This is a genomic window from Actinoplanes sp. NPDC019969, from assembly GCF_055562375.1.
Genome location: NZ_JBVHFK010000001.1, coordinates 481,979 through 508,122, shown reverse-complemented (window position 1 = coordinate 508,122; position 26,144 = coordinate 481,979). Strand labels below are relative to the sequence as shown.

At 71.0% G+C, this 26,144-nt stretch carries 20 protein-coding genes; 11 read left to right on the top strand and 9 right to left on the bottom strand.

Going from position 1 to position 26,144, the window contains the following annotated elements:
• The first annotated feature begins 235 nt into the window (after positions 1-235).
• The 4 genes from ACZ3II_RS02345 to ACZ3II_RS02330 all read left to right on the top strand — a co-directional run bounded on the left by ACZ3II_RS02345 (position 236) and on the right by ACZ3II_RS02330 (position 5,242).
• On the top strand, positions 236-3,739 hold the full coding sequence (locus tag ACZ3II_RS02345) for a sensor histidine kinase (protein ID WP_465515813.1): 3,504 nt from the start codon (positions 236-238) through the stop codon (positions 3,737-3,739).
• The gene (locus ACZ3II_RS02340) at positions 3,736-4,140 is read left to right on the top strand and encodes a roadblock/LC7 domain-containing protein (RefSeq protein ID WP_067706828.1); all 405 of its coding nucleotides are present in this window, start codon (positions 3,736-3,738) and stop codon (positions 4,138-4,140) included. The genes ACZ3II_RS02345 and ACZ3II_RS02340 overlap by 4 nt, the downstream gene beginning before the upstream one ends.
• A gap of 132 nt (positions 4,141-4,272) precedes the next feature.
• Entirely contained in the window at positions 4,273-4,653 is a 381-nt protein-coding gene (locus ACZ3II_RS02335; RefSeq protein WP_465516585.1) for a DUF742 domain-containing protein, read from the top strand.
• Position 4,654: 1 nt separating this feature from the next.
• On the top strand, positions 4,655-5,242 hold the full coding sequence (locus ACZ3II_RS02330) for a GTP-binding protein (RefSeq protein WP_465516584.1): 588 nt from the start codon (positions 4,655-4,657) through the stop codon (positions 5,240-5,242).
• A gap of 1,097 nt (positions 5,243-6,339) precedes the next feature.
• On the opposite strand, the gene ACZ3II_RS02325 is transcribed toward ACZ3II_RS02330, so the two are convergent.
• The 5 genes from ACZ3II_RS02325 to deoC all read right to left on the bottom strand — a co-directional run bounded on the left by ACZ3II_RS02325 (position 6,340) and on the right by deoC (position 13,275).
• A complete protein-coding gene (locus ACZ3II_RS02325) occupies positions 6,340-9,018 on the bottom strand; it encodes a transposase (RefSeq protein ID WP_465515812.1) in 2,679 nt (892 codons plus the stop codon).
• A 112-nt stretch (positions 9,019-9,130) separates the two neighbouring features.
• A complete protein-coding gene (locus ACZ3II_RS02320; RefSeq protein WP_465515811.1) occupies positions 9,131-9,991 on the bottom strand; it encodes a DNA primase in 861 nt (286 codons plus the stop codon).
• 92 nt (positions 9,992-10,083) lie between these two features.
• Positions 10,084-10,923, bottom strand: coding sequence for an aldehyde dehydrogenase family protein (locus tag ACZ3II_RS02315; RefSeq protein ID WP_465515810.1), 840 nt, complete (start codon positions 10,921-10,923; stop codon positions 10,084-10,086).
• Positions 10,916-12,340, bottom strand: coding sequence for an aldehyde dehydrogenase family protein (locus ACZ3II_RS02310; protein ID WP_465515809.1), 1,425 nt, complete (start codon positions 12,338-12,340; stop codon positions 10,916-10,918). Before ACZ3II_RS02310 ends, ACZ3II_RS02315 begins: the two co-directional genes overlap by 8 nt.
• A gap of 5 nt (positions 12,341-12,345) precedes the next feature.
• Positions 12,346-13,275, bottom strand: coding sequence for a deoxyribose-phosphate aldolase (gene deoC, locus ACZ3II_RS02305; RefSeq protein ID WP_465515808.1), 930 nt, complete (start codon positions 13,273-13,275; stop codon positions 12,346-12,348).
• A gap of 60 nt (positions 13,276-13,335) precedes the next feature.
• Between deoC and upp the strand changes: the two genes are divergently transcribed.
• Positions 13,336-13,968 (top strand): uracil phosphoribosyltransferase, encoded by a 633-nt coding sequence (gene upp, locus ACZ3II_RS02300; protein WP_465515807.1) that lies wholly within the window; start codon positions 13,336-13,338, stop codon positions 13,966-13,968.
• A gap of 133 nt (positions 13,969-14,101) precedes the next feature.
• Here the strand turns inward: upp and ACZ3II_RS02295 are convergent, their stop codons facing one another.
• Positions 14,102-14,587 (bottom strand): NUDIX hydrolase, encoded by a 486-nt coding sequence (locus tag ACZ3II_RS02295; protein ID WP_465515806.1) that lies wholly within the window; start codon positions 14,585-14,587, stop codon positions 14,102-14,104.
• Between the two features lie 80 nt (positions 14,588-14,667).
• Between ACZ3II_RS02295 and galE the strand changes: the two genes are divergently transcribed.
• Complete coding sequence (galE, locus tag ACZ3II_RS02290; RefSeq protein ID WP_465515805.1) at positions 14,668-15,735, top strand: UDP-glucose 4-epimerase GalE; 1,068 nt, start codon at positions 14,668-14,670, stop codon at positions 15,733-15,735.
• Between the two features lie 78 nt (positions 15,736-15,813).
• Entirely contained in the window at positions 15,814-16,500 is a 687-nt protein-coding gene (locus ACZ3II_RS02285; RefSeq protein ID WP_465515804.1) for a GOLPH3/VPS74 family protein, read from the top strand.
• A 63-nt stretch (positions 16,501-16,563) separates the two neighbouring features.
• On the opposite strand, the gene ACZ3II_RS02280 is transcribed toward ACZ3II_RS02285, so the two are convergent.
• Together ACZ3II_RS02280 and ACZ3II_RS02275 are read right to left on the bottom strand one after the other, a co-directional pair.
• Positions 16,564-18,204 carry a phospho-sugar mutase gene (locus ACZ3II_RS02280; RefSeq protein WP_465515803.1) on the bottom strand — a complete coding sequence of 547 codons (1,641 nt, stop codon included), beginning with the start codon at positions 18,202-18,204 and terminating at the stop codon, positions 16,564-16,566.
• Positions 18,205-18,227: 23 nt separating this feature from the next.
• Entirely contained in the window at positions 18,228-20,168 is a 1,941-nt protein-coding gene (locus ACZ3II_RS02275) for a serine/threonine-protein kinase (protein ID WP_465515802.1), read from the bottom strand.
• 206 nt (positions 20,169-20,374) lie between these two features.
• Here ACZ3II_RS02275 and ACZ3II_RS02270 point away from each other — a divergent pair, with 206 nt between their 5' ends.
• Positions 20,375-21,940: an acyl-CoA mutase large subunit family protein gene (locus ACZ3II_RS02270; RefSeq protein ID WP_465515801.1), complete on the top strand. Its 1,566-nt coding sequence runs from the start codon at positions 20,375-20,377 to the stop codon at positions 21,938-21,940.
• 192 nt (positions 21,941-22,132) lie between these two features.
• Complete coding sequence (locus ACZ3II_RS02265; protein ID WP_465515800.1) at positions 22,133-23,389, top strand: amidohydrolase; 1,257 nt, start codon at positions 22,133-22,135, stop codon at positions 23,387-23,389.
• 46 nt (positions 23,390-23,435) lie between these two features.
• On the opposite strand, the gene ACZ3II_RS02260 is transcribed toward ACZ3II_RS02265, so the two are convergent.
• Positions 23,436-24,350 carry a DUF4349 domain-containing protein gene (locus ACZ3II_RS02260; RefSeq protein WP_465515799.1) on the bottom strand — a complete coding sequence of 305 codons (915 nt, stop codon included), beginning with the start codon at positions 24,348-24,350 and terminating at the stop codon, positions 23,436-23,438.
• 108 nt (positions 24,351-24,458) lie between these two features.
• Between ACZ3II_RS02260 and ACZ3II_RS02255 the strand changes: the two genes are divergently transcribed.
• Positions 24,459-25,091 carry an MBL fold metallo-hydrolase gene (locus ACZ3II_RS02255; RefSeq protein WP_465515798.1) on the top strand — a complete coding sequence of 211 codons (633 nt, stop codon included), beginning with the start codon at positions 24,459-24,461 and terminating at the stop codon, positions 25,089-25,091.
• Between the two features lies 1 nt (position 25,092).
• Positions 25,093-26,028 (top strand): hypothetical protein, encoded by a 936-nt coding sequence (locus ACZ3II_RS02250; protein ID WP_465515797.1) that lies wholly within the window; start codon positions 25,093-25,095, stop codon positions 26,026-26,028.
• Positions 26,029-26,144: the final 116 nt, after the last annotated feature.

Genomic DNA, 26,144 nt, shown 5'->3' with positions numbered 1-26,144 from the left:
GCCACGCCGCCCAGTGAGTGACCTTGAGAGATGTGCAGTTCCACAGGCAGTGATCTGAGACCGGCGATGTCCAACTACGAGGTTGCAACATCGCGTCACACAACCGGTCCGTGTCCGCCTGCTCTTTCTCTTTGACACTTGTCGTGATGGAATCTCGGGGGCCCGACGTCGGCGAGTCGGCCGTGTGCGGTGTCCGGCGAGCCGAATGCCGGGCCCGAATCAGGAGGACGGTGACGTGAGCAAGCGCCCCAGTAGCGCGAATGGCGTCATGTCGCGTCTGCGGCGACCCGCGGGTCGGCTGCGAGACCTACCAATCTGGTCCAAACTTGGCCTGATCATGCTGGTGCCGACGGTCGCAACGATCATCGTCGGTGTCAACGGCCTCGTGGACCACATCGACGAAGCCAGTAACGCGGAGCGCGCACGCACCCTCTCGGTGCTCTCCGAAGCCTCCGGTGGTCTGGTCGACCACCTGCAGGCCGAGCGCACGTACGGCGTCATGATCACTGTTGCTCCCACCGGCGGCCCGGCCTTCAAGTCCGCTGTCGAGCTCTACAACGGCGAGCACGGCGATGTCGACGCGGCCAAGGACCCGTACATCCAGCAGACCGGTCTGGAGGACGTCCCGGAGAACGTGGGCGTCCTTCTCCTCCGCCTCGACCGCAACCTCGAGGACCTGCCGGTGTTCCGCAGCCGGGTCGCCAAGGGCGGCGTGGAGCCGGCTGACGTCCTCAAGACGTACAACACCCTGATCAACGACCTGCTCCAGGTCCGCGTCATCTCCGCGCAGCTGGCCAACGACCAGGACCTGAGCGACCGGCTGCGGGTCGTGGCCGCGGTCGCCCAGGCCAAGGACTACGTCGCGCAGCAGCGCTACATCGGCCAGCAGGTCATCGCGAAGAAGGCCTTCGGCAGCGAGTTCCGCCGGGACCTGCTGTCCACCCTGACCGGTCTCGAACTCGCCGGGCAGACTCTCGACTCGGTCGCCTCCACGGCGGAGCGGGAGTACTACGACAAGGTCATCGTCGGCCCGAAGAAGCAGCAGGCCGAGAACTACACCAACCCGATGATCTCGCTGCAGACCGACGACATCTCCGGTCTGCCGATCAACACGGCCAACTGGGAAGAGGCGCTCGCCGGCTACAACCAGCTGTTCCGTCAGGTCGAGGTGGAGTTCGACAAGCGGATCGTGGATGAGGCCACGACGCTGCGCAACGACACCAACCAGGACGTCTTCCTGGAGACCAGCCTCCTGCTGGGCATGCTGCTGCTGGCCATCCTCTTCGCGTGGTTGGTCGCCCGGTCGATGGCCCGCTCACTGCGTGAGCTGCGCCAGGGCGCGCTCGCCGTCGCCCAGTTCGGCCTGCCGCACGCGGTGAGCCGGCTGCGTGACCCGGCGCTGTCCGCGTCGCTCACCCCGGCCCAGGTCGCCGACCAGATCGCCGAGCCTCTCCCGGTGCGCAGCCGGGACGAGTTCGGGCAGGTGACCGAGGCGTTCAACGCGGTTCACCTCGAGGCCGTCCGCACCGCCGCCGAGCAGGCCGCCCTGCGTGCCTCCGTCGCGACGATGTTCGTCAACCTGGCCCGCCGTTCGCAGATCCTGGTCGACCGGCTCATCGGTCACCTGGACCGGCTGGAGCGTGGCGAGGAGGACCCGGACCGGCTGGCCGAGCTCTTCCAGCTCGACCACCTGGCCACCCGAATGCGTCGTAACGACGAGAACCTCCTGGTCCTCGCCGGCGCCGACTCGACCCGTGTGCAGCGGGAGCCGGCCGCCCTGATCGACGTGCTCCGCGCCGCGCAGTCCGAGGTCGAGCACTACACCCGCATCGAGTTCGGCATGATCGACCGGGAGATCGAGGTCGCGGCGCACGCCGTCAACGACATGGTCCACCTGGTCGCCGAGCTCTTCGACAACGCGACCGCCTTCTCCCCGCCGAACTCCAACGTTCTCGTCGAGGCCCGGCGCATCGGTGACAACGCCGTGCTGACGGTCGAGGACCACGGCATCGGCATCAGCCGCGAGCAGCTCCGCGACCTCAACGAGCGGCTCGCCAACCCGCCGACGGTGGACGTGGCCGTCTCCCGGATGATGGGCCTGGTCGTGGTCGCCCGGCTAGCGAACCGGCACCAGGTCCGGGTCGAGCTCCGCCCGGCCGACCGCGAGCGCGGCACCGTCGCCGAGGTGGGCCTGCCCGTCTCGGTCCTGGCCGCCGCGGCCACCGCCCAGGTCCAGTCACTCGGTTCCTTCGGTGGCGGCGATCCTCGTGGCGACCTGCCCCGCTTCGGCGAGCCCCTGGCCCTGGAGAGCGGCGGCTTCAACCCGTCGAACGGCTCCAACGGCTCGGTTCCGGCCTGGTCCGACCTGACCGGCGCCGCGCCGGCCGGATTCGGCGGCTACACCGCGAACACCAACGGGTTCGGTGGCTCCAACGGCTTCGGCGGCTCGAACGGCGCCAACGGCTCGAACGGCGCCAACGGCTTGAACGGCGCCAACGGTTCGAACGGCGCCAACGGCTCGAACGGCGCCAACGGATTCCACGGCCCGCGCAGCAACGAGATCATCCCGCCGCTGCCGGCCGGCCCGCAGGGCTTCGCCGGGCTGGACGAGCTGGCTCAGCGCCGCAACGGTGACGACTTCCGGCCGGACGGTTTCCGTCCCGACGGGGACGGCAACGGCTTCGGGGCGACCATCCCGCGTCAGCTCCCCGCCAACCCGGAGAGCCAGACCCAGGCCCGTAACGCGTTCATGCCACCGGTCTCCGCGCCGCCGGCCCCGCCGATCTCGGCACCGCCGGTCACCTCGGCGCCTCCGGTCTCCGCGGCCCCGTTCTACACGGGTCCGGCGGAGCCGGTCTCGGCGTCGCCGGTCTCCGGATCGCCCGACCAGCGGAACCCGTTCGCCTCGGCGCCCCCGGCCTGGCCGCCGGTCGCCGCGGAACGGGACACGGCAGCGCCGCACGTCCCGGAGAACCTGGCCGCCGCGCTCGACATGACCGCCGAGATCCCGCGGTTCCGGCCGGAGAACTTCGAGGCCCAGCCGCAGGTCACGCCGCCGACCAACCCGCAGACCGCCCCGGTGCCGAACTCGGCCCCGCCGGTCGAGCCGGTGGAGGCGCAGGCCGCCGCCGCCGCGCAGATGGCGTCGGCCCGCGAAGGCGCCGTCCCGTTCGCCGACGAGACGATGGAACTGCCGATCTTCCGGGAGCTGGAGTCGGCCTGGTTCACCACCACCGGCCCCAACGCCGAGGTGCGGCCCAAGGTCTCCGGCGCCGGCGAAGAGTCGGTCGTCTCCCAGCGGATCCCGACCGGCGAGCCGGTCCGGACCCCGGGAGTGCCGCAGCAGGCGTCCCCGGAGTCGCGGGATCGCGACACGGCTACTGTTGGTGCACCGGCCGCCGCGGCGGTGGGTTACGGCAACGGCGCACCCGCGTCGAACCCGTGGCGCACCGCGGCGGACGACGGCTGGCAGGCGGCCCGTGCGGCCGCCGAGGCGCCGATCGAGACCACCACCACGGCGGGCCTGCCGAAGCGCACGCCGATGGCTCAACTCGTCCCCGGCGGTGTCGATCGGGGCGGCAACTCCGTCCAGCGCCGTACTCCCGAGGGGGTCCGCGGTCTTCTGTCCGCGTACCACCGCGGTGTGCAGCGCGGTCGCACCAAGGAACAATCGACCAACCTGGAGGACACTCCGGGAGGGCAGCAGCCCTCGCAGGCTGGCAAGGAGCATGAGGCATGACATCTACGCAGGATCTCGGTTGGCTTCTCGCCAACTTCGCTGACCGCGTCCCCGGGGTTGCGCACGCGATCGCGGTCTCCGCCGATGGGCTGCTCCTGGCGTCCTCGCGGGACCTCCCCCGGGACCGGGCCGACCAGTTGGCGGCTATCGCATCCGGGTTGGTAAGCCTGACCCAGGGCGCCGCTCGATGCTTCGAGGGTGGCGCCGTCCTCCAGACGGTCGTCGAGATGGACAATGGTTTCCTGTTCTTGATGTCCATCTCCGATGGTTCGTCCTTCGCGGTGCTCGCGGCTCGCAGCTGCGACGTCGGGCAGGTCGGGTACGAGATGGCTCTCCTGGTCGACCGGGTCGGAGAGGCCCTCACCCCCGCGCCGCGTTCCGCGGCCGGGGTCCTGGGCTGACACCGATAGTGGGCCGGCACGATTCATGGGTCGATCCGCGGTTTCACACCACGGATAAGCTCAGCCGGCTACTGGTCAAAGCTTTGATAACCAATACACTTCGAGGGGCCGAGGAAGGGGTTGAGGGTGACGATGCCTGAACGCGATGAGCCGACTGGCGCGCTGGTCAGGCCGTACGCCATGACCCGTGGTCGGACCCGACCGAAGCTTGAGATAGCGCTGGAAGCGCTGGTCGAGACAACCACGCGCGGCCGCTCCGGGATCAACCGCGGCGGGCAGGGTGGAAGCGAGCATCAGTACATCGCGGCGATGTGTGACGGCGGCCGGGTTCAGTCCCTCGCCGAGATCGCCGCACGCATGCAACTGCCGCTCGGTGTGGCACGGGTGATCGTCGCGGACATGGCCACTGACGGCCTGGTCGCGGTGTATGAGCCCACCTCGCTCGAGGACGAGACCGACGCGGTAGGCACGGAACTGCTGGAAAGGGTGCTGAGTGGACTTCGCAGGCTCTGACATGTCGCACCGTCCCGCTGCGGGACGCGTGACATCGGCGAAGATTGTCATCGCCGGTGGCTTCGGCGTCGGTAAGACGACGCTGGTGGGGTCGGTCTCCGAGATCACCCCGCTCACCACTGAGGCGATCATGGCCTCGGCCGGTGTGGGTGTCGACGACAACCGGCAGGTGCCGGGCAAGATGACCACGACCGTGGCCATGGACTTCGGCCGGATCAGCATCGACCGTGACCTGATCCTTTACCTGTTCGGCACACCTGGCCAGACACGGTTCTGGTTCATGTGGGACGAACTGGTCCGGGGTGCCATCGGGGCAGTCGTCATGGTGGATACGCGTCGGCTCGCCGACTGCTTCGCCGCCATCGACTTCTTCGAACACCGGCGCCTGCCGTACCTGGTGGCGATCAACTGCTTCGACGGTATGCAGTACCACAACGCGCAGGACGTGCGAGACGCTCTGGCTGTCTCCAGCGACGTGCCCGTCGTGAGCTGCGACGCCCGTAACCGCGAGTCGACGAAGAACGTCCTCATCTCGCTCGTCGAGTATGTGCTGACGATGCGTCGCACCCGCGCCACGGCACCCGCCTAAGCAGCCGAACGCCCCCTAGTCAGCACAGCGCCCGTCTGACGAAGCGGTCGAAAGCCCCGCAGCGTCTGCTGGAACACTCCAGTGGCCGGTGCGGGGCTTTCGCGCGCTTTCCGGCCGTTCGCAATCGTATACGAGTGATCACCCGTTGTCATCGCTCGATCTCATCCAGCGGATCATCCCCTGTGTCCGGTCGGGCTCTTGCCTCTAGCGCTACCCACTGCGGGGTCGCCTAAGCCGTGCGGGCCGGGCTCTGTCCGCACATCCGTGCCCATTACCGGATGCCTGGCGATCAGAGCCTGGAGGGTTTCGCTCGCCACCGATTCTTGGGCCGAGGTCGTCGGCAGATGCTGCTGCTGGGGCCGTCCTCGCGGCTCCAGCTTGTGGACGACAGTCGGCCTCATCCCGCTTGACCACGGCGGGGGCCGAAGCTCGTCCGGAGCTATTCCGGTCCGGAACCCCTGGAGCCATCGCTCCTCCTGCGGTCGGGGCCGCCAGTCGCTTGGATGTATGTCGGCCTGTGGCTGAGATCCTGCGTAGCCCGCCGATGCGGCGGTCCGGGACGGTCCTGGAGCAACGATGAAGCCGATCTTGCCTAGCTGATTGTCGCGGACGTCTCGGGCGCTCTGGGCCGCGCTGGTGGCGCGGCGGCATCCGTCTCCGCGGTCACGGCATCTCCGTAAGCGTTTTGGTTGCTGGTCCTACCGGCCGTGAGAGGCTTCGACCGTTTACGCCGGCTCCGCCAGGAGGGCTTGGCTGCTCCGACCTGTCGCGAAGGGCTTTGACTGTCGGCTTCGACCGGTCGTGAAGGCTTGGCTGTCGGGCTTTGCCTGTGGCTGTGAGCGCTTGGCCGCTGGTTCCGAACTGCAGTGGAGGAATTGAACTGTCGGTCCCGGTCGGCAGCGAGGGCTTTGCCGCCGGCCCCGCCCTGGCCCAGAGGGCTTTGGTTGCTGGCCCCAGCCGGGCAGTGAGCACTTTGATCGCCGGTTCGGGCTGCCGTACCCGCAAACGCATTTGATCTTTGCCTGGCTGCGTGGAGGGGGAGAGCATGACGACGGGCCGCGACCGGGGATGGTCGCGGCCCGTCGGCTGTTTCGGTGTCAGCGGCCGCTGTAGCCCGCGTTGTTGTTGCGGAACTCGTCGGCGGGCTGGCCGTCGCGGCTGAAGTCCCAGCCGCCGGCGGCCTCGCGGCCCGGGCGGCCACCCATCGCGAAGCCACCGATCTCCTGGCCGCGGCGCCAGCCACGGAAGTAGCCGGTGGTGTGGGCGGCTATCGAGGCGGCGTCGCGGACGATCCGGACCGGGCGTTCCTCGCGTAGCGGGGAACCGGGAACCAGGTTCGCCTGCGGGACCCGCTTAGGCAGGCCGGCTGACGTCTCCGCGGCGACGGCGGGGGTGGCGGCCTTCTGAGCGGCGCGCCATCCGCTGTCGTTCGGGTTGGACCAGGTGACGTCGGTGGAGTCGTTGTGGCCGGTGAACCAGGCGGACCGGGCCGCCGCGAAGATCAGCAGGTCGCCGTCGTTGCTGTCGGCGGGGACCGGCGGGGTGGCGCTGCGGTCCAACGCCGTGATCTTGGGTGGCTGGCTGTCCTCGGGGCGGCGGGCCGACGGGGCGCCGCCGAGCTGGTCGAGTCCGGGGAGGCGGGCCCGGCCGCTGCTGTTGCGGGCCTGATCGACGAGCCGGAGCGCGGGTTCCTTGGGCAGGTCCAGCGCCGGCGGCTCCTGCGGCATGTCGTGCCACGGCGGCTTCACCCGGCCACCGGCCGGCGGCGAACTGATCGACGCGGCGGCGGGCCGGGACGGCAGGTCACCCCGCGACGGCAGGTCACCACGAGACGGCGCGTCGCCTCGCGACGGAAGATCTCCCCGGGACGGCAGGTCGCCACGGGACGGCAGGTCGCCACGGGACGGCAGGTCGCCACGGGACGGCAGGTCTCCCCGGGACGGTGCGTCGCCACGTGAAGGGGCGTTGCCGCGGGAAGGGGCGTCGCCTCGGGACGGGAGGTCGATCCGAGAGGTCTTCTCGCCACGGGACGGGAGGTCGATCCGGGACGTCTTCTCGCCACGGGACGGCATGTCGCGCCGGGAGGTGATGGCGGAGAGGTCGGACCGCGACGACGGGCCGGTCCGAGTGGGGAGATCCGGCCGGGACGGCAGATCGTCCGGGGTGGGCAGGTCGGGGCGGGTGGCCTCGTCCTTTTCCGTGTTCAGCAGCGGCCAGTTGGCCCGGGAACCCGGCTCAGGCGTCTCCTGAGCGGGCCGCTGGGTCGGCATCGGCAGGCTGAAGTCGGTGGCGCCGTTGGCCGCGGCGGCGGCGGGCCGGGTCGCAGACGACGGGCGCGGCGGGATGACCGTGCGCTGACGTTCGGCGCGGGCCCGGCTGAGCTCGGCGTGACTCAGCGTGGCACGGAACGGCTCGCCGGCCTCGGCCGGCGTGCTGGCTCCGCCCGGCGGCACCGACGACGGGGTGGCCGGGTTGCGCGGCATCAGAGAGGGTTCGCGCGGCGGGACCGACGTGGGTGTGGCGGGGTTGCGCGGCGGAACCGAGGTCGGCGTGGCGGGGTTGCGCGGCATCAGAGACGGCTCGCGCGGTGAGAGCGAAGGACCCGAGGTCGGCGCGAGAGGGCTGCGCGTCGCCGGAACCGGGCGGGTCCCCGGGGTGATCGGCGTCATGCCCGGCGGGGGCGGCGGAACCGAGACGGGCCGGTTCAGCGGGCCGGCGGTGGCCCGGCCGGGCAGGCCGTTCGCCGCGGCGGGGGCGACCGGTGGCGCGGTGAGCGGGTCCGGTGCGACGGGCGGGGCGGTCATCGGCTGCGGGGTGGCCGGGCCGCTGCCGGTGGAGATCGGCTCGGGGCGGCCACGACGGCCGAACCGGGAGCCGTTGTCGGCGCCGGGCACCGGCTGCAGCACCGGCTCGGTGCCGCGGCGGGCGCCGCGACGGCCGACGTTCGGCCCGGTGGCGGGCGGGGTGGCCCGGGCGGCGAGGGTGCCGACCAGCACCTGGCAGGCGAAGTCGCTGGCGCGGACGGCGGCGATGGCCTGGCGGACCGCGTCGGCGGCGGCGGGGGCGAGGGACTTGTTGACGCCGCCACGGCGCGGTGACTCGCTGATCGCCACCTGCAACGCGGTGATGGCGGCGGCCAGCTCGCTCTCGCTCACGGTCGCGGAGTCGGCGATCTCCCGGGCGATCTCGGTGACGTCCTCGTCCCGGCCGGTCAGCCGGCCGGGCTCGGGCAGCGCGTCGAGGACCAGGAGGGCGATCGGGTCGGCGGGGTCCGGGTACGCCCGGAGCGCCGCCGGATAGAGCTCCCGCAGCACCTCGCGCAGGGCGACCCCGGCGGCGTTGCGCCCGTTCAGCATGGCCACGTGCGCCGCGAGGACCGGCTTGTAGCTGACCAGGTCCCGTGGCGCCTGCAGGGTCACCGCGGCGATGGCGCCGGCCTGCAGCGCCCGGGCCAGGCCGACGGCCCTGCGGGCGGCCGCCGGCGCGGAGATCTCCTCGGGGGAGTCGTCGTCGGAGAAGCGCTCCGCGTAGTCGTCGACGGCATCGTCGTCGACGACCACGAGCGGCCGGCCGGCCGCGGTGAGCAGGGATGTCACGACGTGGTCGTCGCTGTCGGCGGCGACCGCCGCGTCGCTGAAGCCCGTCGTCCGTTCCACGAGCAGCGTTCCCAGCTGGGCGTACCCGGCCGGGTCGTCGCTGATCTCATGGACGCCGAGCAGCCGGCCTGCGTCGTCCACCACGGCGATGGTCAGCGGAGCGGCCGAGGCCGAACGCACCGAATCATCAGCCGACGCCAGACCGCAGTACACGCGCACGAGCGCCACGGCGTCGTCCTCCTCCCCGGGAGTGCTTCTCTGTGGCCAAGGACTGATATTCCCTGGTAATCGGTCAGTCACGCCAGTCCACGGCGGCAGAGATCTTGCCGATGACCGAACGCCAGCCGAGACTCGCCTGTTGTGCCCCGATTTTCTTCAATCGGCGCCGACCGAAGAACCCGCCCATTCCGCCTTTTTCGGCGGTACGAAGGGACTCGTCGAGGTCGTCGAGGGGTGAGCCGGGCGACAGTGCCAGGATCACCGGTTTGATGCGGAGCGCGTAACCCAGATCACGGGCCACCTCGCCGGCGTTGATGAGCAACGGCAGATCCCACGTGTCGTGGCCGCCGCGGAGGTTCTCCACCACCAGGTCGAGCTCGTAGCGGTCCTCCGGCTGCGGGTCGACGTCGCTCGACTGTACCCGCTCGGCCAGGTCACCCCAGGTGTCCAATTGTGCGAGATCGTGCGGAGCACCCGAACGAACGAACGAGACGAGCGATTCGGCGCTCTTGAACGCCAGCAGTCGGCCCTTGTGACTGAGGAACATGGGTACTTCCTCGTCATCCGGCTGGGCCGGCTTCTCGTCCTCGAAGTCGGTCGGGTCCGGCTCCTCGGCGGAGGCCTCGGCGTCCGCGTCGGCGGAACCCTCGGCGAGGAGAGCTTCGTACTCCTCGTCGACGATGACCTCTTCCTCCTCCTCGGCACGCCGCTTGCGGGCCTCGAAGGGGTCGTCCTCATCGACGACGATCTCGGTCGGCGTGAGCTCGGACGCCTTCCGGTACGCCCGGAGGGTCAGGCCCACCCCGCCCGGCAGCGCGATCTCCACCGGCTCGATGCGGACTTGATCCCAAAGCTCCCGCCCGGAAGACCCCTCGGGCGAGGACTTCTCCGCCACCGGCGCGGACGCCTCGGGCTCGTCGGACTGGCTGGTCACGGTGACCTCCGGGTGATCTGGGGGTGGCGGGACGGGTGACTCTGGGCACACACCCTAGTCGGCAACGCTGTGTGACAGCGTCCCCGGTGGGCTCAGTAGCCCTTCGGATGCCACACCGTCTTCGTCTCCAGCAGTGCCGTCATCGGCCGCAGGCCGGGGTCGGCGGTGAAGTCGGTCGCTGTCCCGCGCCTGATCACCCGCTTCAGCGTGCCCGCCGCGGCCCGCTCCAGCTCGGCGGCCAGCTCGGGGTGCTCCACGCCGGTCAGGTCGAGGGCATTGACGTCGTCGTGGGAGGCGAGCCACGGGGCGGTCTCCGCGTAGCGGCCGGTGAGCAGGTTCACCACGCCGCCCGGGACGTCGGAGGTGGCCAGCACCTCGGCCAGGGTGATCGCGACCTGCGGGCCGGCGGCGAGGACGACCACGGTGTTCCCCGTCACGATCGCCGGCGCGACGACGCTGACCAGGCCGAGCAGTGAGGCGGGCGCGACGACGGCGACGACCCCGGTGGGCTCCGGCGCGGAGATGTTGAAGAACGGCCCGGCGACCGGGTTGGCGCCGCCGGTCACCTGGGCGATCTTGTCGGACCAGCCCGCGTACCAGACCAGGCGGTCGACGGCGGCGTGCACCTCGCTGCCCGGAACGCCGAGGGCGGTGAACTCGGCCCGGCGGGCCTCGAGCATCTCGGCGACGCGATAGAGGACCTGACCCCGGTTGTACGCCGTCGCGCCGGCCCACTTGGGCTGCGCCGCCCGGGCCGCGAGCACGGCGTCGCGGGCGTCCTTGCGGGAGGCGAGGGCCACGTTGTCGCCGTCCACCACGTAGGTTCGTCCTGACTCGCTGCGCGGGAACTTGCCGCCGATGTAGAGCTTGTAGGTCTTGCGAACGGTAAGCCGGGACGGCCCCGATTCCAAGACCTTCGATGACTTAGGCAAGGTACGCCTCCAGGCCGTGCCGGCCGCCCTCCCGGCCGTAGCCGGATTCCTTGTAGCCGCCGAACGGCGACGCCGGGTCGAACTTGTTGAACGTGTTTGCCCAGACCACGCCGGCGCGGAGCTGGTCGGCGACGGCGAGGATCCGCGAGCCCTTCTCCGACCAGATGCCGGCCGACAATCCGTACGGCGTGTTGTTGGCCTTGGCGACCGCTTCCTCCGGGGTCCGGAAGGTGAGCACGGACAGCACCGGCCCGAAGATCTCCTCGCGGGCGATCCGGTGGGCCTGGGTGACGCCCGTGAAGATCGTCGGCGCGAACCAGAAACCCCGGTCCGGCAGGGAACAGGCCGGCGACCAGCGCTCCGCGCCTTCTGATGTCCCTATTTCCGACAATTCCGAAATACGCGCCAACTGTGCAGCGGAGTTGATCGCGCCGATGTCGGTGTTCTTGTCCAAGGGATCACCGACCCGGAGCGTGGCCATCCGGCGCTTCAACGACTCGAGCAGCGGCTCAAAAAGGGACTCCTGCACGAGCAGGCGCGAACCCGCGCAGCAGACGTGCCCCTGGTTGAAGAAGATCCCGTTCACGATGCCCTCGACCGCCTGATCGATCGGGGCGTCGTCGAAGACGATGTTGGCGGCCTTGCCGCCGAGCTCCAGGGTGACCCGCTTGCCGGTGCCCGCCACGGTCCGGGCGATCTCCCGGCCCACCTCGGTCGAGCCGGTGAACGCCACCTTGTCCACGTCCGGGTGCTGGACCAGGTAGGCCCCGGTGTCGCCGGCCCCGGTGACGATGTTGACCACGCCGGGCGGCAGGTCGGCCTGCCGGCACACGTCGGCGAAGAACAGCGCGGACAGCGGGGTGGTCTCGGCCGGCTTGAGCACCACGGTGTTGCCGGTCGCCAGGGCGGGCGCGACCTTCCACGCCAGCATCAGCAGCGGGAAGTTCCACGGGATCACCTGGGCGGCCACGCCGAGCGGGCGGGGGTCGGGGCCGAAGCCCGCGTACGCCAGCTTGTCGGCCCAGCCCGCGTAGTAGAAGAAGTGTGCGGCGACCAGCGGCAGGTCGACGTCGCGCGACTCCTTGATCGGCTTGCCGTTGTCCAGCGACTCCAGGACGGCCAGTTCGCGGGACCGCTCCTGGATGATTCGGGCGATCCGGAAGAGGTATTTCGCGCGCTCCGCGCCGGGCAGCGCCGACCAGGGGCCGAACGCGCGGCGGGCCGCGGCCACGGCCCGGTCCACGTCCTCGGCGCCGGCCGCGGCGACCTCGGCCAGCACCTCCTCGGTGGCCGGGTTGACGGTCTTGAAGACGTTGCCGTCCTGGCCGCCGTCGAACTCGCCGTCGATGAACAGCCCGTAGGACCCGGCGATATCTACTACGGAGCGGGACTCGGGGGCTGGCGCGTATTCGAACATGGGCCTCAGTCCAGGGTGAAGTAGTCCGGGCCGGCGTAGTGGCCGGTGGTCAGCTTGGTCCGCTGCATGAGCAGGTCGTTGAGCAGCGAGGAGGCGCCGAAGCGGAACCGGTCGGGGTGCAGCCACTCGTCGCCCACGGTCTCGTTGATCAGCACGAGGTATTTGATGGCGTCCTTGGTGGTCTTGATGCCACCGGCCGGTTTGACCCCGATGACGCGGCCGTGCCGGTCCCGGAAGTCGCGGACCGCCTCCAGCATGACCAGGGTGATCGGCAGGGTCGCGTTGACCGCCACCTTGCCGGTCGAGGTCTTGATGAAGTCGGCGCCGGCGAGCATCGCCAGCCAGGACGCGCGGCGGATGGCGTCGTACGTCCCGAGCTCGCCGGTCTCCAGGATGACCTTGAGATGGGCGCCGCCGCAGGCGTCCTTGACGGCGGCGATCTCGTCGAAGACCCGGTCGTACTCGCCGGCCAGGAACGCGCCCCGGCTGATCACCATGTCGATCTCGTCGGCCCCGGCGGCGACGGCCTCCCGGGTGTCGGCCAGTTTCACCTCCAGCGGCGCCTGGCCGGACGGGAAGGCGGTCGCCACGCTGGCCAGGTGCACGGACGAGCCGGCCAGGGCGGACGCGGCCACCGGGACCATCGCGGGGTAGACGCAGATCGCGGCGACCGGCGGGCAGGACGGATCGGCCGGGTCCGGGCGCTGGGCCTTGGCGCACAGGGCCCGCACCTTGCCGGGCGTGTCGGCGCCCTCGAGCGTGGTCAGGTCGACCATGCGGATGGCCAGGTCGATCGATTTCGCCTTGCTGCCGGCCTTGATCGAGCGGGTGGCGAGCGCCGCCGCCCGCGCCTCGACGCCCACCTTGTCGACCCCGGGCAGGCCGTGCAGGAAGGAGCGGAGATCGGACAGTCCAGCGGACGCTGTCACAGTCATGAGAACGATTCTACGCAACCCTGTGACAGTTGATCTTGCTGGAACGATAGGTTGTTGCCCGTGGACGTCCTTGTCGTAGATCACCCGCTGGCCCAGACCCGGCTCACCGCGATGCGCCGCACCGAGACCGACTCCGGTGTCTTCCGCGCCTCGCTGCACGAGCTGACGACCATGGTCGTCTACGAGGCCGCCCGCCTCTTCGCCGTCGAGAAGTACCCCATCGAGACGCCGGTCGCCCCCACCGAGGGCACCCGCCTGGCCAACCCGCCGCTGATCGTCCCGGTCCTGCGGGCCGGCCTGGGCATGGCCGACGCCGCGCTGGGGCTGCTCCCCGAGTCGTCGATGGGCTTCGTCGGCCTGGCCCGTGACGAGGAGACCCACGAGCCCCGGGCGTACATGGAGTCGCTCCCCGGTGACCTGACCGGCCAGCCGGTGCTGGTCCTGGACCCGATGCTGGCCACCGGCGGCTCGCTGCTGCACTGCTGCCGGCTGCTCGCCGACCGCGGCTGCACCGACATCATCATCTGCTGCGTGCTGGCCGCTCCGGAGGGCGTCGAGCGCCTCGCCGCCTCGGGCCTGCCGCTGCGCCTGGTCACCGCCTCCATCGACGAGGGTCTGAACGAGAAGGCCTACATCGTCCCGGGTCTGGGCGACGCCGGCGACCGCCAGTTCGGCGGCATGCGCCGCTTCTGAAAAGCCTTTCGGGGTACGCCTCAGCCATCGCACACGCCCGAAAGACGCGTTTCGGTGGTGACCCGCGCAAAGCTCGCGTGGCAGCCACGGAACGACCGATGTCGCGTTTGTGGACTGGCTGGGCCGTACCCCATCAAGGTTGGTAGGACCAGCTGGTCGCCCTGCCGGAAGAAAACGGCATGACGCCGTGGAAGACCTGCGGCGCATCGGCGAAGACCAGCGGAAGGAAATGGCGGTCGGATTCCCACATCGGGAGGTTGCCGGCGAGGACCTCGGCGACGTCGACCCAGTGCAGGGAACCCTCATCGTTGCTGGTGTGCGGTGTTCCGGTCCAGGCCGTGACGCGGAACAGGAAACCGAACCAGTTCTCCCCGTTCCGGCCGAATCCGGGCCAGGAGATGGTGCCCGCCAGATCGATTCCCGTGCAGTCGAGACCGGCTTCCTCGTGAATCTCGCGGCGTAGGCCGGAGACGATGTCCTCGTCCGGTTCGAGTTTGCCGCCGAGACCGTTGTAGTAGCCGTAGTGGATGTCGTCGGGACGGGCGTCCCGGCGGATCATCAGCACGCTGCGGCGGTCGGGGGAGAGCACATAGCCGAGGGTGGCGAGGATCGCTTGCACGCCGAGCACCTTATCCGGCGCGGGTCGTTGTAGCCGGTGGCGCTAGCCTTTCGGCGGACTTCGGCATCAGGAGGACCTCGGTGAAGGTTCTGATCGCGGGTGGCGCGGGTTTCATCGGCAGCACGATCGCGTCGTGCCTCCTCGACTCCGGTCACCAGCCGATCATCCTCGACAACCTGGTCACCGGCCGTCTCGAGTTCTGCCGGGGGCGACCGTTCTATCTCGGCGACATCGCTGACGCGGCGCTGCTCGACCGGATCTTCGACGACCATCCGGACATCACGGCGGTGGTGCACTGCGCCGGGCTGATCGTGGTGCCGGACTCGGTACGCGCCCCGGCGTACTACTACCGGGAGAACGTGACGAAGACGCTGGAGTTCGCCGACCACCTGATCGGCCGGGGGGTGACCCGGTTGCTGTTCAGCTCGTCGGCGGCGATCTGCCGGCCGGGCGACGACTTCGCGGTGGACGACGAGGCGGGCGTGACGGCGCTGAGCCCGTACGCGCGGACCAAGCTGATCGTGGAGCAGATGCTCGCCGACATCGGGGCGGCCACCCCGTTGCGGACGCTGGCGCTGCGCTACTTCAACCTGATCGGCGCCGACCCGCAGATGCGGACCGGCCTGCAACTGCCGGCCCCGACCCACGTCCTCGGCAAGCTGATCGAGGCGTACCGGGAGGGCCGCCCGTTCCCGGTCACCGGCGTGGACTATCCGACCCGGGACGGCTCCGGGATCCGGGACTACGTGCACGTGTGGGATCTGGCCGGGGCGCACCTGCGGGCGCTGGAGGTGTTCGACTCCCTCTTCCCGGCGGCCGGCGGCGGGCACCTGGCGATCAACCTGGGCACCGGCACCGGCACCACGGTGCTGGAGTTCGTCGACGCCTTCAACGGGGTGGTGGACCGCCCGGTCACGACGGTCGCGGCGCCGCGCCGGCCGGGCGATCCGGCCGGGGCGTTCACCCGCGGCTCGCGGGCCGCGGACCTGCTGGGCTGGCGGGCCGGGCGGACCGTCGCCGACGGCATCCGGGACTCGCTGACCTGGTTCGCGCAGCGGGACCGGATCCTGGTGGATCTCGCCGGATCGGGGGTCATCCGCCCGGTGATCGAGCCGATCGTTGCTCAAGTAGCGGTAACGGCCGAGTGACACGAGTCGCAGGATGGTCTTGGATCTGACCGACCTGGGGATCGGAGCTGATGACGAGGACCACTATCGTTGCCATTTATGACCCCCATCCCGCTCGCCGAGGAACTTCTGCTCCTCGCGTATGACGACCAGACCGGAAAGGCCACGGGCTCCCGCATCGGGCTCGACCTGGGCATGGCCGCCGCGGTGCTGATCGACCTCGCGCTGGCAAACCGGATCGCCTACGCCGCCGACGGCCACCTCGCCGTCGTCGACGCCACCCCGCTGGGCGACCCCGTCGCCGACGCCGTGCTGGCGAAGGTGGCGACCGACGAGCCGCACACACCCGCCCAGTGGCTGCAGCGCCTCCGGCACCGGCTGCGCACGCGGGTGCTGGAGGACCTGTGCGCCCGGGGTGTGGTGCAGGACGTCGACGAGACCCAGCTCGGCGTGATCCACGTCCACCGGTACCCGACCACCGACCCCGCCTACGAGCTGGAGATCCGGCAGCGGCTGGCTGCCGCGCTGATCGGTGACACCCTGCCCGACGAGCGGACGGCCGCGCTGGCCACCCTGCTCGTCGCCGCCCGGATGACCCCGGCGCTCAAGCTCCCTGCCGGGGAGTCCGAGCGGGCCCACGAGCGGCTCGTGGAGATCGCCAGCAACGCCGGCTTCGTCGGTGACGTGAGCCTGGAGGACTCCATCGTGCGGCCGAGCGTCGCGCTGGTGGTGGCCACCCTCGGCAAGGCGATCCAGGCCGCGCTGGGCGCTCCGAAACCGATCTGACGCCTTCGAGTGTGTGGATTTCGGCCGCGCAGAGCGCCCGAAATCCACACGCCGAACGGAGCCTCAGACGCCGAGCGTTGCCGCGATCTCGGCGCGGAGGGCGATCAGATCGGTCGCCGCCCGGGTGCGGGCGGTCGCCGGGTCACCGTCGACGACCACCTCGAGGTACGCCTTGAGCTTCGGTTCCGTTCCCGACGGGCGGATCACCACCCGGGTCGTGGCGGTGCGGAACGTCAGCACGTCGTTGTCCGGCAGCAGGTCGGTCGTCTCCACGACCGGCGCGCCGAGCAGCGTCGCGGGCGGGTTGCGCCGGGCCCGGCCCATCGCCGCGCCGATCTCCGTGAGGTCGTCGACGCGGACCGACAGCTGGTCGGTGGCGTGCAGCCCGAACTCGGCGGCCAGCTCGTCCAGCCGGTCGGCGAGGGTACGGCCGTGCCGTTTCAGCTCGGCGGCCAGTTCGGCGACGGTCAGGGCGGCGGTGATGCCGTCCTTGTCGCGGACCATGGCCGGGGCGACGCAGTACCCGAGGGCCTCCTCGTAACCGAACGCCAGCTCGCCGGCGGCCCGCACGATCCACTTGAAGCCGGTCAGGGTCTCCGCGTACGGCACGCCACGAGCCGCGCACAGCCGGCCCAGCAGCGACGACGAGACGATCGTGGTGGCGTACAGGCCGGGGACGCCGCGGCGGATCAGATGGTCGGCGAGCAGCACCCCCAGCTCGTCTCCGCGCAACGGGCGCCAGCCGTCCGGGCCGGGGATCGCCACGGCGCAACGGTCGGCATCCGGGTCGTTGGCGATCGCCAGGTCGGCGCCGGACGACGCGGCCAGGGCCAGCAGCCGGTCCATGGCGCCCGGCTCCTCCGGGTTGGGGAAGGCCACGGTCGGGAAGGCGGGGTCGGGCTCGGCCTGGTCGGCGACGACCGCGGGGGCCGGGAAACCGGCGGCGGCGAACGCGGCGACCACCGTCGAACCGCCCACCCCGTGCATCGGGGTGTACGCGATGGCCAGGTCACGCGGGCCGCCCTCGGTGAGGACGGCGGCGGCGCTCCGGACGTACCCCGCAAGGATCTCGTCGCCGAGAACCGTGCCCGGACCGCCCAGCGGAACCGACGCCACGCTCGCGACCGCGCGGATGGCCGCCTCGATGCCGGCGTCGGCGGGCGGCACGATCTGCGCCCCGTCCCCGGCCGGGCCGCCCAGCGCCGCGCCGAGATAGACCTTGTAGCCGTTGTCCTGCGGCGGGTTGTGACTCGCCGTGACCATCACGCCGGCGACCGCGCCGAGTGCGCGCACCGCGTACGCCAGCACCGGGGTCGGCAGCGTGCCGGGCAGCAGCAGCGCTTCGCGGCCGGCGCCGGTCGTCACCCGCGCGGTCCGCTCGGCGAACTCCCGCGACCCGTGCCGGGCGTCGTAGCCGATGACCAGCGGTCCCTCGCCGCCCTGGGCGTCCAGCCAGTTGATCAGACCGGCGGCTGCCCGGGTGACCACCGCCAGGTTCATACCGTTCGGCCCGGCGCGGAGCCGGCCGCGCAGGCCCGCCGTGCCGAAGGTGAGCGGGCCGGCGAACCGGTCGCTCAGGTCGGCCGCGGTGTCCGGCAGGCCGTCGATCACCGCGCGTAACTCGGCCCGGCTCACCGGATCAGGGTCGTCGGCGAGCCAGGCCTCGGCCCGGGCGATCAGGTCAACATCAACTTCTGGTGCCATCAGGGATTGATAGCACAGCGCCGTCACAGGCTGAGCTGGAACGTCTCCGCCATGGTGTCGAAATACTTGCGGTAGTCGGCGAACTTGGCGTCGGTGGTGGTGAGGTAGAAGGAGTACATCTTGCCGCCGACCGTGGTCATCCGCCAGATGCCGTGACGCTTGGCCTCGCCCTCGCCGCAGGTGTACTCCAGCTGCGCCCCCGGGTTGCCGGCCACCTCGACCTGCTTGACCTCGACCGAGGTGAACGGCGCCGGGCAGGTCTTGCCCTTCTTCAGCCCGGCCGGCGCGGTCTGGGTGACGAACTTGTTCGGGTCGACCGAGCCCTTCTCCACCAGGACGCGCACCTTGGTGCTCTTGTCGGTGGGCTCGATGTACTCCACGTACACCCCGCCGGCGGCCCGGGTCCAGCCGGCCGGCACCTTCACGCTGACCGCGGCGTTGCCCTTGTAGTCGGCGGTCTCGACGGCGGCGGCCGTGGGCGTGCTCGGCTGCTCGGCCGCCTGCGTCGGCGTGGTCGGCTCGCCGGACCCGCTCATCGCGAAGACCAGCACCAGGACCAGCACCACGGCGGCGGCCGCGCCACCGGAGATCAGCTGCTTGTTGCGCGGCCACGACCGGAACGTGGCGGCGGCCCGGCCTGCCGTCTGCTGCACGGTGCCGACCACGTTGCCGACGGTGTTGCGGCGCTTGGCGGCCGGGCTCATCACCACGGTGCCCTGGCGCGGCTCGGCGACCGGCGGCTGCACCCACGAGTTCTGCGGCGGGATGACGCTCGTCGGGTCGGCCGAGGAACGGCCGCCGTCGGGCAGCTTGTACGCCGGCATGGTGCCGGTCGGGACGCTCTTGCTCGACACCGGGGCGGGCGGCGGCGGCTCGGGAGCGCGCCGGCGGCCGCCGGAGTTCTGCTGTTCCAGCTTGGCCAGGTGATCGGTGAGCGACTCGTCCGGCGACAGCATGGCCCGGCCGCCGATCTGACCGGACGGCTGCGGCTGCGGCGGGATCTGCTGGGTCTCCGCCGGGGCCGGGCTGACCGGGCGCGGCGACGGGACGACCGAGTACGGGTCGGTCATCATGTGCGGCGGGTTCTTGCTGGCCAGCGGGCCGGCGAGCTGCTGCCGCAGGATCGTCCGGGCGGTCTGCACGTCCATCCGCTGAGCCGGGTTCTTCTCCAGCAGGCCCATCAGCACCGGGGTCAGTGAACCGGCCCGCACCACCGGCGCCGGCGGGTCCTCGACCACCGAGTGCATGGTCTCGATCGGGTCGCCCTTGTCGAACGGCGGACGGCCCTCGATCGCGGTGTAGAGCGTGACGCCGAGCGAGAAGAGGTCGCTCGGCGGCCCGAAGTCGTGGCCCATGGCCCGCTCCGGGGAGATGAAGTGCGGCGAGCCGAGCACCATGCCGGGCGTGGTCAGCTGCACGTCGGTGGGCATCCGGGCGACACCGAAGTCGGTCAGCACGCACCGGCCGTCACCGCAGATCAGCACGTTGGCCGGCTTGACGTCGCGGTGCAGGACCCCGTGGGCGTGGGCGACCTCGAGCGCGCCGAGCAGCGCGATGCCGATCTTCGCCACCACGCGGGGGGAGATCGGGCCGTCCTCGATCACCATGTCGGCGAGGCTGCGGGCGTCCAGCAGCTCCATCACGATCCATGGGCGGCCGTTCTCGTGCACGACGTCGTAGACCTGCACCACGGCGGGGTGCTGGAGCGCGGCCGCGGCCCGGGCCTCGCGCATGGTCCGCTCGTACATCGCGTCGCGGTCGCTGGGCGCCAGGCCGGGCGGGAGGATGACCTCCTTGATCGCGACGTCGCGACGCAGCAGCGTGTCAGCTGCCTTCCACACCGTTCCCATGCCACCGTGACCCACCGCGGCGCGCAGCGTGTACCGCCCGCCGATGAGCGTGCCCGGGGCGGCGCGTCCGCTGACCGGAGCCGAACCACCGTTCCACGTCGGAATTTGAGTCACTGAGGATGCCACCGAGGGGGTATAGGGGCTGTCGACCAACCCCGCTATCTTGCCCGCAGGTTGCCTGTTAACGAAAGTCGCTGCGGCACTGTTCACCACACTTCCACCGTGGGTAGCGAGCGAGTGGCGGAGGGTGCAGCGACAACGAACAGAGGGTGGCAAATTCCTCACGGTGGGCCGCCTTAACGAGTCTTAGGATCAGCCGTGTGAATGCAGAGTCAGGGTTTCCCATCAAGCCGGTGTACGGCCCTGCTGACGTGCCCGCGAGCGCCGGGACCGACGAGCCCGGTCAATTTCCCTACACCCGCGGCGTCTATCCGACGATGTACACGAAGCGGCCGTGGACCATGCGGCAGTACGCCGGTTTCGGCACCGCCACCGAGTCCAATGCCCGTTACCACCAGTTGCTCGCGGCCGGGACCATGGGCCTGTCCGTCGCCTTCGACCTGCCCACCCAGATGGGTTACGACTCCGACGACCCCATCGCGCACGGTGAGGTCGGCAAGGTCGGCGTGGCGATCGACTCGATCGACGACATGCGGCTGCTCTTCAAGGACATCCCCCTGGACCGGGTGTCCACCTCGATGACGATCAACGCGCCGGGTTCGGTGCTGCTCCTGCTCTACCAGCTGGTCGCCGAGGAGCAGGGGGTCCCCGGGGCGGCTCTGCAGGGCACCATCCAGAACGACATCCTGAAGGAATACATCGCCCGCGGGACGTACATCTTCCCGCCCAAGCCGTCGCTGCGCCTGGTGGCCGACACCTTCGCCTACTGCAAGGCCGAGATCCCGAAGTGGAACACCATCTCGATCTCCGGTTACCACATGGCCGAGGCCGGCGCGTCGCCCGCGCAGGAGATCGCGTTCACCCTGGCCAACGGCATCGAGTACGTCCGTGCCGCGATCGCCGCCGGCCTGGCCGTCGACGACTTCGCGCCCCGGCTGTCGTTCTTCTTCGTGGCCCGGACCACGCTGCTGGAGGAGATCGCGAAGTTCCGGGCGGCCCGGCGGATGTGGGCACGGATCATGCGGGACGAGTTCGGGGCCAAGGACCCGAAGTCGCTGATGCTGCGGTTCCACACCCAGACGGCGGGCGTCCAGCTCACCGCCCAGCAGCCCGAGGTCAACCTGATCCGGGTGGCGATCCAGGCGCTCGGCGCGGTGGCCGGCGGCACCCAGTCGCTGCACACCAACTCGTACGACGAGGCGATCGCGCTGCCGACCGAGAAGTCGGCCCGGCTGGCCCTGCGCACCCAGCAGGTGCTCGCCTACGAGAGCGGCCTGACCGGCACCGTCGACCCGTTCGCCGGGTCGTACGCGGTGGAGGCGCTGACCGACGCCGTGGAGGCCGAGGCGACCGCGCTGATCGACCGGGTCTTCGAGTTCGGCTCGGCGGTCGACGCGATCGAGGCCGGCTTCCAGAAGAACGAGATCGAGGCCTCGGCGTACCGGATCGCCACCGAGATCGACGCGGGCGAGCGGGTGGTGGTCGGCGTCAACCGGTTCGTGGCCGACAGCGAGGAGAAGTACGAGCCGCTGCGGGTCGACCCGGCGATCGAGGCCGCCCAGGTGGCCCGGCTGGCGAGGCTGCGGGCCGACCGGGACGAGCCCGCCGTGCAGGCCGCGCTGGCAGATCTCGCGAAGGCCGCCGAAGGAACGGTGAACGTCCTACCGTTGATGAAAGAGGCGTTGCGGCTACGTGCCACCGTAGGGGAGGTGTGTCACACCCTCCGCGGAGTCTGGGGTGTCCATCGCCCGGTCGAGCGGTTCTGATGCAGTGAGACGCACTCGTGGTGTGTCGCGTCACCTGCGCGATCCACTACCCGTTGAGGGGTTGGCGGCCGGGACGATCTCCCATGGGGCCAGCCTCTTTTACGCGACCGTTACACAGAGTTACGGAAAACCGGACTAAGCTGTCGGCCGTTGCGTAATCCGACGAAATTCGAGAGTGATACGGAAGCCGACGTGACTACTGCTCTGGAGGCGCCGGAGGGCGCCGAGACGTCGTGGCCCGGGCAACTGCCCGGCACCGACCCGCTCCCCGGCCGGCTGGACCGCTGGCTCGCCAAGAGGGGCGCCGAGCTGGTAGCCATCCGCCGGCACCTCCACGCTCACCCGGAGCCGTCGCACTCCGAGTTCGAGACGGCCGCGCTCATCTCCCGTGAGCTGGCCGTCGCCGGTCTCAGCCCGCGGATGATGCCGCGCGGCAACGGCGTCATCTGCGACATCGGCTCCGGCGACCGGACCATCGCGTTCCGGGCCGACATCGACTCGCTGCCGCTGCAGGACCTCAAGGACGTGGCGTACCGCAGCACCGTCGACGGCCAGGCGCACGCCTGCGGCCACGACGTGCACACCACGATCATGCTCGGCCTCGGCATGGCCCTCGCCCAGCTCGACGAGCAGGGCCTGCTGCCCGGCCGGATCCGGCTGCTCTTCCAGCCCGCCGAGGAGGCGATGCCGTCCGGCGCGCCCGAGGTGATCGCCGCCGGCGGCCTCAAGGACGTCGACGCCATCTACGCCCTGCACTGCTACCCGCAACTGCCGTCCGGGCTGGTCGGGGTGCGCTCCGGGCCGTTCACCGCGGCCGCCGACGCGGTCGAGGTGAAACTCTCCGGTCCCGGCGGGCACACCGCCCGGCCGCACCTCACCGCCGACCTGGTGCACGCGCTCGGCCGGATCATCGTGGACGTGCCGAGCCTGCTCAGCCGCCGGCTCGACCCGCGGGCCGGGCTCTCCCTGGTCTGGGGCGCGGTGCACGCCGGACAGGCGTTCAACGCCATCCCCGGCGCGGGCGACCTGCGCGGCACCGTCCGGGTGCTGAGCCGGGAGGCCTGGCGGGAGGCCCCCGAGCTGATCACCAGGCTGATCCACGAGGTGGTCGCGCCGACCGGCGCCGAGGTCGACGTCAACTACATCCGCGGCGTCCCGCCGGTGATCAACGACCGGATGGCGTCGGCGGTCATCGCGGGCGCGGCCGGGGCCGCGCTCGGCCCGGACCGGGTGGTCGAGGCCGAGCTCAGCATGGGCGGCGAGGACTTCTCGTTCTACCTGGAGCACGCGCCCGGCGCGATGATCCGGCTCGGCACCGGCACCCCCGGCTCGGACCAGCGGCACGACCTGCACCAGGGCGACTTCGACGTGGACGAGAGCTGCATCGGGCACGGCGTGCGGGTGATGGCCCACACCGCGCTCGCCGCGCTCTCCACCGGAGCTTTCTGAGGCGTACGGGGATGGGCACGGCGCCGTTCCCATCCCCGTACCCCGGTCAGTTGCCCGGCGCCGGCGGCTGCGGAGCCACCAGGGCGGGGCTGTTCCGGCGGCGGTAACGCCGCAGCGTGTGGATGATCGCCCAGACCGGCACACCGATCGCGACGACCCACGGCAGCAGCGCGCCGAGCACCGTCAGCAGCACGCCCAGCGAGGCGACCAGCGCGTCCCAGCCGCCGGACAGGCCGGCCAGGAAGCCCGGCGGGTCGTCGCCGGCGTCCTTCGCGGTCGCCTCCGGGTCGAGCAGCACCACCGTGATCGTGGACAGCGACGTCAGGTCGGCCAGGCGGCGCTTCTTGGCCTCCAGCGAGGCCAGATCGGACTCCCGGCTGGCCACCTCACGCTCCAGCATCACCAGGTCGTCCAGGCTCTTCGCCTCGGCGAGCAGGCGCTTGCCGCTGTCCACCCGGGCCTTCTGCACCGAGATCCGGGCGTCCAGGTCGACCACCTGCTCGGTGACGTCCTCGGTGTTCAGGCCCCGGCTCTCCTCCTTGCCCAGCTTGCCGATCTGGTCCACCACCGAGGTGAACTTGTCGGCCGGGATGCGCAACGTGATGTTCGCGGTCGCGGAGCCGGTGCCGCTGTGCCGCTCGTCGCCGCCGATGAACCCGCTGGCCCCGGACGCGATGCCGGTGACCTGGGCCGCGGCTGTGGTCACGTCGTCGACCCGCACGGTGATCGAACCGGTGTAGATGATCGAACGCTGATCCACCCGAAGGTCCGGCGCCTGGGCGGCGGTGTCCTTGCCGGCCTGCTCGCCCTGCGGTGGCGCGGCCGGCGCCGCGGCCCCACCCTCCGCCCGGCCGGCCGCCGGCTGGGCCGCCGACGATCCGGCGCTGTCCTTGTTGTCGGCCCCGCACCCGGCGACCAGCAGGCCCGCCAGCAGTGCGACGACGATTCCCCGTTTATTCATGGCAGCTCCGATCTCGCGTCTTCACTGACCGTGGGACGTGCGGCACGCACTTCCCGGTTCCGGCAGACTGCTTGGTGGGCGGTCACAGTTCAGTAGCGGAGGGGTCCCGTGCGCGTCACGAAGTTCACGCATTCCTGCCTGCGGATCGAAGGCACGGGAGTGCTCGTCGTCGATCCCGGCGAATTCTCCGAAGCGTCCGCATTGGACGGGGCGGACGCCGTGCTCATCACCCATGAACACCCCGACCACGTGGACGTCGCGGCGGTGACGGCGGCCGTCGCCCGGCGGCCGGAACTGCGCATCTACGCCCACGACGCGGTGCTGAAACTGCTCGGCGACGTGGCGCCGGCGACCACCGCTGTCGAGGCCGGGCAGGAGTTCGAGGCGGCCGGATACCGGGTGCGGGCGTACGGCGGGCAGCACGCGATCATTCACCCGTACGTGCCGGTCTTCGCGAACCTGGGCTTCCTGATCGACGACGGGAGCACCAACCTGTACCACCCCGGCGACTCGTTCGTGGCCCCGGACACCGCCGTGCAGACGCTGTTCGTACCGATGAACGCGCCCTGGGCGACCATCGCCGACTCCCTCGCGTTCGTCCGCGGGGTCCGGCCCGAACGGGCCTTCGCGCTGCACGACGGGCTGATCAACGAGCGGGGCGCGGCCATCTACGGCGCACACCTGGCGAACTTCTCGGACACCCGCTTCCAGCAGGTGGCGCCCGGCAGCGTGCTGGACTGACGTGCCGGCCACCGACGACATCACCCGGCAGCTGTACGAGGCGCCGCCGGACGGATTCGTCGCCGCCCGGGCCGCCGCCGTGGACGAGGCCCGGAAAGCCGGCGACCGGGAGACCGCCAAACGGCTCGCCGCGCTGAAGAAACCGACGGTGGCCGCCTGGGTGGTCAACCTGCTGGCGTCACGGCGCCCCGAACTCATCGACGAGCTGGCCGAGCTGTCCACCGCGCTGCGGGCCGCCCAGCGGGACCTGCGCGGCGACGAACTGCGGGAGCTGTCCCTGCAGCGGCGGCGGTTCGTCACCTCGCTGGTCGACGCGGCCCGGCGACTCGCGGTATCGGCCGGCGCGGCCCGGGCGAAACTGCCGCTCGACGAGGTGGAGGCGACGTTCACGGCGGCGCTGGCGGAACCGGAGATCGCGGCGCAGGTGCGGACCGGGCGGCTGATCCGGGCGGCGACGTACGCGGGCTTCGGCGAGGTCCCCCGCCCTCGGTTGCGCCTGGTCACCGACGACGATCCGGCCCTGTCCCCGTCGGCCTCCGCGCCGGTGTCACCGGCCCCGCCGGATTCGTCACCTCCATCCGCGCGGGAAGATGCCGCGGCTGAGCAGCGACGCCGGGAGGAGATCGAGGCCGAGCAGCGGCGGCGGGAACATCAGCTCGAACGCCGTCGTCGGGAACTGGACCGGGAGATGAAGGCGGCCGAGGCGGCCGAGCGCCGCGCCGAGGATCAGCTGCAGCGCGCCGAGAACGCCGAACGGGACGCCGAGCACCTGGTCGACGACCTGGAGGCGGAACTCGCCGAACTGGAACGACGCCGCACCGAAGCGGTCGCCGACGTGGCCCGCCGCAAACAGGCCCGCCGGACGGCAGAACGCGAGGCCGCCGCGGCCCGCCGCCGGGTCGGCGACGCGCAGGCCGCTCTCGACGACCTGCGCTGAGGGTTTGCCCGGCTGGTTGTCCGGGCTGTCTCAGCCGCGCTGAGACAGCCCTGACAACCAGCCGCGGGTGACCGCGACGGGCATGCATGAGCCGCACCCGCGGGACTGTCGTGAGG

Coding starts and splice junctions, on each gene's coding strand:
- ACZ3II_RS02340 (WP_067706828.1), top strand. CDS start 3,736: ATGACATCTACGCAGGATCTCGGTTGGCTTCTCGCCAACTTCGCTGAC.
- ACZ3II_RS02335 (WP_465516585.1), top strand. CDS start 4,273: ATGCCTGAACGCGATGAGCCGACTGGCGCGCTGGTCAGGCCGTACGCC.
- ACZ3II_RS02330 (WP_465516584.1), top strand. CDS start 4,655: ATGTCGCACCGTCCCGCTGCGGGACGCGTGACATCGGCGAAGATTGTC.
- ACZ3II_RS02310 (WP_465515809.1), bottom strand. CDS start 12,340: ATGTTCGAATACGCGCCAGCCCCCGAGTCCCGCTCCGTAGTAGATATC.
- deoC (WP_465515808.1), bottom strand. CDS start 13,275: ATGACTGTGACAGCGTCCGCTGGACTGTCCGATCTCCGCTCCTTCCTG.
- ACZ3II_RS02285 (WP_465515804.1), top strand. CDS start 15,814: ATGACCCCCATCCCGCTCGCCGAGGAACTTCTGCTCCTCGCGTATGAC.
- ACZ3II_RS02280 (WP_465515803.1), bottom strand. CDS start 18,204: ATGGCACCAGAAGTTGATGTTGACCTGATCGCCCGGGCCGAGGCCTGG.
- ACZ3II_RS02260 (WP_465515799.1), bottom strand. CDS start 24,350: ATGAATAAACGGGGAATCGTCGTCGCACTGCTGGCGGGCCTGCTGGTC.